The organism is Bacteriovorax sp. BSW11_IV, from assembly GCF_000447755.1.
In the GTDB taxonomy this organism is placed as follows: domain Bacteria; phylum Bdellovibrionota; class Bacteriovoracia; order Bacteriovoracales; family Bacteriovoracaceae; genus BSW11-IV.
Window position 1 is genome coordinate 129,756 of sequence record NZ_AUNE01000009.1, and the last position, 8,772, is coordinate 138,527.

Genomic DNA, 8,772 nt, shown 5'->3' on the forward strand with positions numbered 1-8,772 from the left:
CCACCTGTCTAAAGATTCTTAATAAATCTTAACTCTATTCGGTTGATTCGGTGCGATATTAATGGGTCAAAGAATTTTACTCATTCTTGTCGTTATAATTTAGGTGATAAATAATATCTCCTTAGAGTTATTGGCATTTTTTGGTACTTTTGAGTGATTTGAGCTATAATTTTTAAACAAAATCACCATCTCGCGTCAAAAGATTTTATAGGATTTCACAAAAATGACCATCACCCAATTAGAGTATGTAATCGCTGTCGACAAATATAGGCACTTTGGTAAGGCATCAAAGGCCTGTCATGTAACCCAACCAACTCTTAGTATGCAGCTCCAAAAGCTAGAAGAAGAACTTGGTGTGATCATTTTTGATCGTTCAAAAAGCCCAACCTTGCCGACATTAGAGGGAGTGAAGCTTATTGAGCAGGCAAGAGTTGTTCTTCGAGAATATAAAAAGATTTTTGACGTTGTTAAAAATAACGGAGATGTTATTCAAGGCGATTTTAGATTGGCCGTCATTCCAACTTTATCTCCGTATGTACTACCATTATTTTTAGAGCAATTTTCATCAAAGTATCCGCAAGTAAACTTGATTGTTGAAGAAGCGAAGACTGAAGATATTATCGAACTAATAGACAAAGATGAAATAGATGCAGGTCTTCTTGTTACACCACTTCATGAAGAAAAACTCATTGAAAGAGTTCTATTTTATGAACCATTTTATGTATTCGCTTCTAATCAAAATATTCTTTTTCAAAAAGATAAAATCAAAGCTAGTGATCTTGATCTCGATGGTATTTGGCTATTGAATGAAGGGCACTGTATGCGAACTCAAGTTTTAAATCTTTGTAAGAAAGAGAAAGAAGGCGCTGGTAAAGGAAAGAACCTTCATTTTGAAGGGGGAAGTCTTGAAACGTTAAAGAATATTGTTTCGGGTGGGCGTGGTTATACTTTACTTCCGCAGCTTGCCACAAAAAACCTTTCTCCCAATGAGAGGAAAATGCTTCGTGAATTTCAAGCACCTGTACCAACGAGAGAGGTCTCTTTAGTACATGGAAGATCATTTTTAAAAGAAAGAATTATTGATGCTATAGAGCAGGAGATTATTGCAAACCTCCCTGATTCAATTAAAACCCCAAAGGGTGGGAAAGTTTCTGTCGTAGAAATTTTTTAAGCGCTTTTTTCATCAACTAACTGATGGGCCTTCTCTAAAATAAACGATGAGGCCCTCATTTCACTCCAGTAAAACTGATCAGAATTAAAAGAAACAAAACCAACATGTCCACCTGAATGAGGTATCTCTAAGCAGATATTCTTATTTTTTTGTGCTACTTGCATTGGATAACACTCTTTACCAAGAAAGGGGTCATTCTTTGCATTGATGATGAGAATTGGAATTTTAATTCTATGGAGGACATGAATACAGCTAGCTTTTTCATAGTAATCAAAGGCATTTTCAAAGTTGTGCAGAGGTGCTGTGAAATACGTATCGAAATCAAAGAAAGATTTTACTTCGTTAAGTTTAGTTAGATCAATATGATCAAGTCCAATGAGATCATGCTTTTGCTGAATTTTTCTTTTCATAGTCGTCATGAAATCATTTAAATATATTTTTTGAACAGGCTTCGCTAAAACTTCTGCCGAAGATTTTAAATCACATGGGGCCGAGAAGATGACCGATTTTTTGATTTTAGGATTAAGCGCCTCTCCCATATCTCCTAAATATTTTGCAGTAAGATTCGCACCTAAGCTAAATCCCATAAGATAAATTTCATCATATTTTTCTAGGGTAAGAGCATATTCTATAATGGAATGAAGCTCTTCTGAGTCTCCACCATGATAAAAGCGAGAGGCCAGATTCATCTCACCACTACAGCTTCTCATGTTCCATGCAAGAGCATCCACTCCTAGCATATTAAAGTGTCTTGCCATCCCTTTTACGTAGGGTGAATTTGATGAACCCTCAAGACCATGAGACAAGATTAAAAGTTTATTCGAACCAACTTCAGAAAAGTCGAGATCGATGAAATCGTTGTCATTGGTATTGATTCGAACCCTTCTATAATCGATATCTTTTACTTTTCTAAATAGGTATGGATAAAGAGTCTGAACGTGACCATTAGAAAATAATGGTGGGGCCTTGTAGGAAGAATCACTAATAACGGGCATATTAAACCTTAGCTACATTTTACAATTTTTCATTTTAAACTAATCTGACGAAAATACTAGCATAGGTAAAAAAAAGCCCCTTCAATGAAGGGGCCTTAATATTATTGCTGTTGAAGCATGTCTTTTGGAACACCTTTAGGGATCGCACTAAGAAGCTTCTTAGTATAATCGTCTTTAGGGTTTTTATAAATTTCTTCAGAGCTTGCAAACTCAACAATTTTCCCTTTGTTCATTACACCGATTTCATCTGCGATGTACTTAACAACTGAAAGGTCGTGAGAAATAAAGATGTAAGTTAAGTTAAACTCATCTTGTAGATCTTGAAGAAGATTTAGAACTTGTGCTTGTACAGAAACATCTAGTGCAGAAACTGACTCATCACAAATGATGAATTCTGGCTTAAGTCCTAGTGCTCTTGCGATACAAATACGCTGTCTTTGTCCACCTGAGAATTCGTGTGGGTAACGGTTTAGGTGGTCACCGCTTAGACCAACTTTTTCAAGAAGGTCAGCTGCCATTGCGTATCTTTCTCTCTTATCTTTACCAATTCCATGGATAACCATTGGCTCAGTGATAATATCACCGATAGTCATACGTGGGTTAAGTGAAGAATATGGATCTTGGAAAATGATTTGCATTTTCTCTCTCATTAGTCTCATTTCATCAGAGCTAATGTGAGTGATATCTTTTCCGTTATAAATGATTTTACCTTCAGTTGGCTCAATAAGTCTTAGGATAGAGCGACCAAGAGTTGTTTTACCACAACCTGATTCACCTACTAGACCTAGAGTTCTACCTTTTCTAACTTGAATATCTACACCGTCAACGGCCTTGAACCAGTTAACAGTTCTACCAAATAGACCACCTTTAATAGGGAAGTGCTTTTTGAAGTTTTGGATTTCAAGAAGAACAGGGTTCTTGGCTTCATCAATTGGACGCCATTTCTTTTCTTCTTTTTTAAGAGGATCAGAAACATTTCCATCATCTTGAAGGAAGTCTTCTACAGTAAGAAGTCTTCTTGGGTTTTTGTCTAAGCTTGGACGACAAGCTAGAAGACCTTTTGTATATGGGTGCTTAGGATCTTCAAAGATTTTTCTTGTTTCATTTTGCTCAACAAGATCACCTCTGAACATAACTGCAACTTCGTCAGCAATGTCAGCGATAACTGCAAGGTCGTGAGTAATGAATAGCATACTCATTCCGTGCTTCTTTTGAAGGTCTAGCATTAGATCAAGAACTTGTTTTTGAATTGTAACATCAAGAGCAGTTGTAGGCTCATCACAGATTAGAAGATCTGGTTCACACGCCATTGCCATTGCGATCATTACACGTTGTTTTTGACCACCAGACATTTGGTGAGGATACTTCTCAACACTTTCAAGAGGAGTTGGAATACCAACTTCTTCAAAAAGCTCAATTGTGCGCTTTCTAGCTTCGTGCTTATTCATTCCTTGGTGAAGAATAAGAACTTCATCAATTTGATTTCCAACCGTATATACTGGGTTTAGAGAAGTCATTGGCTCTTGGAAAATCATTGCGATTTTATTTCCACGAATCTTTCTCATTTCATCAATTGATAGTTTAGTAAGATCTTTTCCTTCGAAAATAATTTCACCACTAGAAATTTTTCCAGGAGGGTTAGGGATTAGTCCCATGATTGCTAGAGATGTTACTGATTTACCTGAACCAGATTCTCCAACTAGACCTACTGTTTTTCCTTTTGGAATTTCAAGATTAAGACTTTTAACGGCCTGAACTGTTCTTCCTTCAGATTTGAAGTCTACACATAGATTTCTAATACTTAGTAATGATTCTGCCATAATTTAATGTTACCTTGCTTTGCGTTATCAGTTCTGCAGTGTGAATTAAAGTCATATCAAAATAATATAGGATTCGCATAGCCCTTTGCGTAATTATTCCGATAAAAGTTGTCATACAGGGCATATAGAATAAAATATTATCATCAATAAAAATAAATTTGTCTTTTGAAATAAGGTGAAACTGTAAGTTATGAGTAAAAAAATTCTCGTTGTTGATGATGAAGAGTTTATCAGAGAGGCCATGACCGATCTTTTTAACTCCAATGGTTATGAGGCACAGTGCGCCAGTAGCGGACAAGAGGCCTTTGAGCTTTGTTCTAAACAAGAATTCGATATTGTGATTTCTGACATTAGAATGGCCGACGGTGATGGCCTTGAATTGGCGAATAATCTTTTCGAAAAATTTGGTACAAAATTGCCCGTTATTTTTGTTACTGGCTACCTTGATTGCGAGGGAATTGATATCCCAACAAACGTTGTTGAAGTTGTTAAAAAACCTGTTCGTTTTGTTAACTTAAATAGTGTTGTAACAAGAGTTTTGGGTCTCTAGTATTTTTCTTGCCAGTTGGATTTGAAATAGCTACTTAAGCCAAATGAAAATTATAATCTTCTTAATGATTTTTATTGGGCAATCATTTGCATCCCCATATCTTTTTAAGTTTTATCCTAAAGGAACTAAGGTCGTTGGAATTGGTGCCTTCAATTTAGAAAATGAACGAGAATTCGAAAAAGGTGAAGATATTATTGAAAATCTCACCTTGAGTGGAACTGGGCTCAATTTTCTCTACGGTCATTATTTATCCGAAAAAGATTATCTCGAAATTTCTATCAGTGCTCTCGCTGGAAAGTATGAAGAAGTTTACTCACACGAACTGGCCTATCTTGGAAATAGAGATAATAAGGTTTTCGGAGTAAGAGAGCCGGTGATTACTTATCTTAGAAAGTTCAACACAGTTGATGATCATCATTATAATCATGGACTTAAAATTGCTTATTCACCATCATTTAATATGGCAAAGCAAACAAATTTCATGCGCGGTCATCATGAGTTAGAGATTAATTATTGGTTCTCTTACCGCAGAAAGAACTACGAAATGGCAGGGCAATTATATTCACGCTACTTCACAGAGAAAAAAATTGAGCTCTCAGACATGGGAAGCGAAAGAAGTAGTCCTTATTCAGAAGTCGGAATCGAATTGATGCCCGCTTTTATTTATAATGAATTCGCCATTCGTGCCATTGGTGGAACAGGTAATACAACTGACTACAATACCAAGAACGATCAAATTGAAAGAAAGAGTGACAAAGGTTTTTCTGTCTACGGAGGAGGAAGCCTTGAGTATGACAATGAGGACTTTGCGGCCAATCTTACATTCATTGCATCATCTTATGTTTTTAATTCCATCGATGAAGATATGGCTCGCGATGTGGACTTTGAATTTGAAAATAGAGAAATAAGTCTGAACTTCCTATGGAGGCTTAGATAATGAAAAGAATTATTTTATCAATTGCAATTTTTATTTCGAGTTTTGCTCAAGCTAGAGATCTAAATATTTGGAGCGACTTTACAAGTCCTGTAACAACAGATGCCAAATATATAACACTAGGTGGCCTCACTGCAACGGCCATGGTCTTTGCTAATAAAGACTTTCGTACTTATAGAAAGAGAGAGTCTTTTGATGATGCTAGACCTTTTGGAAACTATGGCTTTATTGGTGAATATTTAGGCTATGGTTTTTTAAATGCAGTATATACTCTCACTGCGTATTATTATGGGACGCAAACGGGAGAGGAAAAATACTTTCAAGCGGCCGAGCATATGGCGAAAGCATCGCTATATTCATCTGGCCTTACTCTTGTTTTGAAAACGGCCATTAATGAAAGAAGACCTGGTTATCCAGACGATTCAAATTCATTTCCTTCTGGTCACTCATCTGCTTCATTTGCTTTTGCTTCAGTTATTGCCGCAAGACATGGTTGGTACTGGGGTGGGCTCGCTTACGGAACTGCAACTTTTGTGGCCTTAAGTCGAATCAACGATGATTTTCACTATCTGCACGATGTTCTTTTTGGAATGACTATTGGAGCGGCCTACGGATGGGGAATTTATAATAATTACAAGAATGGAGCGCCTTACTTTCTAACGGCCATCCCTCTTGATGGTGGGGCCGGTGTGACATTTGCTATGGAGTTTTAGTTGTTAAGGTTAATTGTTGTTTTAAGTTATTTGTTTAATCTTTCGGCAAGTGCGGAATATCTTCTCTACAGTCCTGAACGAAAAAATGTGGAACCCGTTAGTTATTATTTTAACGGGGCCTTTGATGTCATTCAAAACCCTTACTATTTTTCCCAAGAAAATTTCTGGAAAAAACATAAAGAGCTATTTAGAAGAATAGGTTCACCCAATCACTCGATTAAAAGAGATGGTGGTTATGGAAAATTCTTTAAAGATGAATTTCTGACGACAAGGGTTGTTCCCAATATAGGACTTCATCTTATTGGGGGCGGATATGATACAAGACTCTTGCAAGAGTATTTTAAAGATAAGGGAGCATCATTTCCTCTTCTTTATGCCGTCACTGTTTCGTATCTTGCGCACTTTGGAAATGAGGCCTTAGAGCTTACAAATAGTAATATTTCTAGTCACGATCATATTGCTGATTTATTTATCTTTGATGTGGCCGCTGTCGTTCTTTTTCAAAATGACAATGTCGTTAAGTTCTTTAGAGATGATCTTGGAATGAGGCATTGGCATATGCAACCGATGGTTGAATCAAAAAAGTTCGACATTACAAATGCTGGTTTAAATTATATTTTCAGACCCGATGTGTTTAAATCGAAAGTTCGTCCATTTTTATATCTAGGAATGCAAACACTGGCCGGTGGAAGTTACGAGTTTAGAGAAAAAGAATTCTTCTCATTTGCAGCGGGGATGGCCCTTACTGATCCATTGTTGCAAAAAGGAAGATTCGTAACTGGGCTATTCTATGACAAGGAAGACGATCTTAATTGGTCTGTATTTATGAATGGCTCTGAAGATTATAAAATTCGTATGAACTTGTATCCAGCATTTTTAAGATCGAGATTAGGAGAGTTTGGATTCTTAATTGGAGCAAGAAAGGGAGCCGAGCAAGTTATTGGTATTAACTACAAGCTCCCTTTAGGACTATCGTATATTTTCTAGAAAACTTCTTTGAAAAGTTTTGTCATTCTCTCCCAAGAATCAGCTGTCGCTTTTGCATCATAGCCAAGTGGCAGCTTGTACTCCTTAGCGACTTTATCGGCATTTGGATTAGAGTAGGCGTGTAGAGCTCCTTCGTAGCCAACAACTTCAGTGTCAATTTTTGCTCTTCTCATATCTCTTTTAAATTGTTTTACATCTTTTGCTGGCACCATAGGATCTGCATCTCCAGTTAATACGAGAACCTTACCATTGAATACGCCACGCTTTGCTTTTACTGGTAATTGAAGACCTCCATGAAGACTTACTACGGCATCAAGATCTTTTCCAAGTCTTGCCATTGAAAGAACTACCGAGCCACCAAAACAAAAGCCGACTGCACCAATTTTATCTGCATCAACATCTGGTTGTGACTTTAGGACTTCAAGTGCTTTATCAAATCTTTTCGTGGCCTCATCCATATTCGTATAAACAGACTTCGCAAATTCTCCCGCTTCACTTGGGTGAGTTGTTGTTTTTCCTTCCCCGTACATATCTATGGCCATTGCCGTGTAACCCATCTCGGCGAGTTTATCAGCTTGAGCGCGGGCAAATTCATTTTGGCCCCACCATTCATGGACAACGATAATACCTGGACGCTTGCCTTCTACATTTTTAGCGTGAGCAATGTAGCCTTTGAATTCTTTTTCTCCAATTCTATAGCTCACTTCTTTTTTTCCATGAGCACATGAAAAAAGAAAAAGTAGTGATAATAATGATAAATACCTGAGCATTTTATTTCCCCTTGTTGAATATTTTAATGCCCTAATAGAATAATCGAAAAGTTCTACTTGAGTTAAAAAAAACCAAAACTTAATATTAGATTATGTTTAATCAAAACAAAGATCTTATTTATCTTCCAAGAAATCGCTTCATTTGGTTTGTGCTCACTTTTGTCGCGGCCTATGTGAATGTTGGAGGATTCTTCGCTGTCCATCAATTCGTCTCTCATGTCACAGGACTACTGGGACATTTTGGCGTCTATGCAGGCCAAGGAAAAATTCCGCAAGCGATTATGGCCTTGCTCGTCCCGTTTTCATTTTTATTAGGAGCGATATTTACGGGGTTATTCACAGATGTGCGCAGGCATGTGAATAAAGCACCCATATATTATCATTTGCCACTTATAAATTCTTTTCTCTATTTCTTTGTCGTCATTGCTGGAACAAAAGGACTGCTTGGAATTTTTGGAGAGCCTTTCGAAAACTACGTCGATTTTATAACGGCCGTTATCCTAAGCTTTTCATGCGGAATACAAAACGCTCTTTTCACTTCGTTTTCTGGTGCCGTTGTTCGCACCACTCATATGACAGGCCTTATGACAGATCTAGGCCTTAATATCTCACAAATGATCTCTGGCCAAGCGACACCAGAAATTAAGCGCAACGTGAAGCTAAAAATGGAATTGATCTTCTCATTTTGCCTTGGTGGTATCGTTGGATCATATCTTTTTGTCAGCTATGAGTTTATGGCCTTTATATCGCCGGCGGTGGTTTGCCTTCTTATTTCGATGCGATTTATGTTTGATAGATGGGGTCGTAAATAGTCTGGATTGAAAAAATGTAC

Annotated in this window: 9 protein-coding genes; 6 read left to right on the plus strand and 3 right to left on the minus strand. The window is 37.2% G+C overall.

The window, feature by feature from the left end; all coding sequences use genetic code 11:
• Window positions 1-223: 223 nt before the first annotated feature.
• Window positions 224-1,171 carry a LysR substrate-binding domain-containing protein gene (locus M899_RS02950; protein WP_021269835.1) on the plus strand — a complete coding sequence of 316 codons (948 nt, stop codon included), beginning with the start codon at window positions 224-226 and terminating at the stop codon, window positions 1,169-1,171.
• Here M899_RS02950 and M899_RS02955 read toward each other — a convergent pair.
• Entirely contained in the window at window positions 1,168-2,166 is a 999-nt protein-coding gene (locus M899_RS02955; protein ID WP_021269838.1) for a YheT family hydrolase, read from the minus strand. The two genes, M899_RS02950 and M899_RS02955, sit on opposite strands and share 4 nt — an antisense overlap.
• Before the next feature lie 101 nt (window positions 2,167-2,267).
• Window positions 2,268-3,986, minus strand: a complete 1,719-nt coding sequence (locus M899_RS02960; protein ID WP_021269902.1) for an ABC transporter ATP-binding protein — start codon at window positions 3,984-3,986, stop codon at window positions 2,268-2,270.
• A 190-nt stretch (window positions 3,987-4,176) separates the two neighbouring features.
• Between M899_RS02960 and M899_RS02965 the strand changes: the two genes are divergently transcribed.
• From M899_RS02965 to M899_RS02980, 4 genes are read left to right on the plus strand one after another with little or no spacing between them, the layout of a single operon-like run.
• Window positions 4,177-4,536 carry a response regulator gene (locus M899_RS02965; protein ID WP_021269903.1) on the plus strand — a complete coding sequence of 120 codons (360 nt, stop codon included), beginning with the start codon at window positions 4,177-4,179 and terminating at the stop codon, window positions 4,534-4,536.
• A 43-nt stretch (window positions 4,537-4,579) separates the two neighbouring features.
• On the plus strand, window positions 4,580-5,473 hold the full coding sequence (locus M899_RS02970; RefSeq protein WP_155897052.1) for a hypothetical protein: 894 nt from the start codon (window positions 4,580-4,582) through the stop codon (window positions 5,471-5,473).
• Window positions 5,473-6,183 (plus strand): phosphatase PAP2 family protein, encoded by a 711-nt coding sequence (locus tag M899_RS17425; RefSeq protein WP_021269893.1) that lies wholly within the window; start codon window positions 5,473-5,475, stop codon window positions 6,181-6,183. Before M899_RS02970 ends, M899_RS17425 begins: the two co-directional genes overlap by 1 nt.
• Window positions 6,184-7,170 carry a hypothetical protein gene (locus M899_RS02980; RefSeq protein WP_021269873.1) on the plus strand — a complete coding sequence of 329 codons (987 nt, stop codon included), beginning with the start codon at window positions 6,184-6,186 and terminating at the stop codon, window positions 7,168-7,170. It abuts the gene before it with no gap.
• Here M899_RS02980 and M899_RS02985 read toward each other — a convergent pair.
• The gene (locus tag M899_RS02985) at window positions 7,167-7,940 is read right to left on the minus strand and encodes a dienelactone hydrolase family protein (protein WP_021269910.1); all 774 of its coding nucleotides are present in this window, start codon (window positions 7,938-7,940) and stop codon (window positions 7,167-7,169) included. The two genes, M899_RS02980 and M899_RS02985, sit on opposite strands and share 4 nt — an antisense overlap.
• Window positions 7,941-8,032: 92 nt before the next feature.
• Here M899_RS02985 and M899_RS02990 point away from each other — a divergent pair, with 92 nt between their 5' ends.
• Window positions 8,033-8,752 carry a YoaK family protein gene (locus M899_RS02990; RefSeq protein WP_021269885.1) on the plus strand — a complete coding sequence of 240 codons (720 nt, stop codon included), beginning with the start codon at window positions 8,033-8,035 and terminating at the stop codon, window positions 8,750-8,752.
• Window positions 8,753-8,772: the final 20 nt, after the last annotated feature.

Bases quoted from the DNA above. Each gene is read 5' to 3' on its own strand.
- M899_RS02950 (WP_021269835.1), top strand. From the start codon at position 224: ATGACCATCACCCAATTAGAGTATGTAATCGCTGTCGACAAATATAGG.
- M899_RS02955 (WP_021269838.1), bottom strand. From the start codon at position 2,166: ATGCCCGTTATTAGTGATTCTTCCTACAAGGCCCCACCATTATTTTCT.
- M899_RS02960 (WP_021269902.1), bottom strand. From the start codon at position 3,986: ATGGCAGAATCATTACTAAGTATTAGAAATCTATGTGTAGACTTCAAA.
- M899_RS02965 (WP_021269903.1), top strand. From the start codon at position 4,177: ATGAGTAAAAAAATTCTCGTTGTTGATGATGAAGAGTTTATCAGAGAG.
- M899_RS02970 (WP_155897052.1), top strand. From the start codon at position 4,580: ATGAAAATTATAATCTTCTTAATGATTTTTATTGGGCAATCATTTGCA.
- M899_RS17425 (WP_021269893.1), top strand. From the start codon at position 5,473: ATGAAAAGAATTATTTTATCAATTGCAATTTTTATTTCGAGTTTTGCT.
- M899_RS02985 (WP_021269910.1), bottom strand. From the start codon at position 7,940: ATGCTCAGGTATTTATCATTATTATCACTACTTTTTCTTTTTTCATGT.
- M899_RS02990 (WP_021269885.1), top strand. From the start codon at position 8,033: ATGTTTAATCAAAACAAAGATCTTATTTATCTTCCAAGAAATCGCTTC.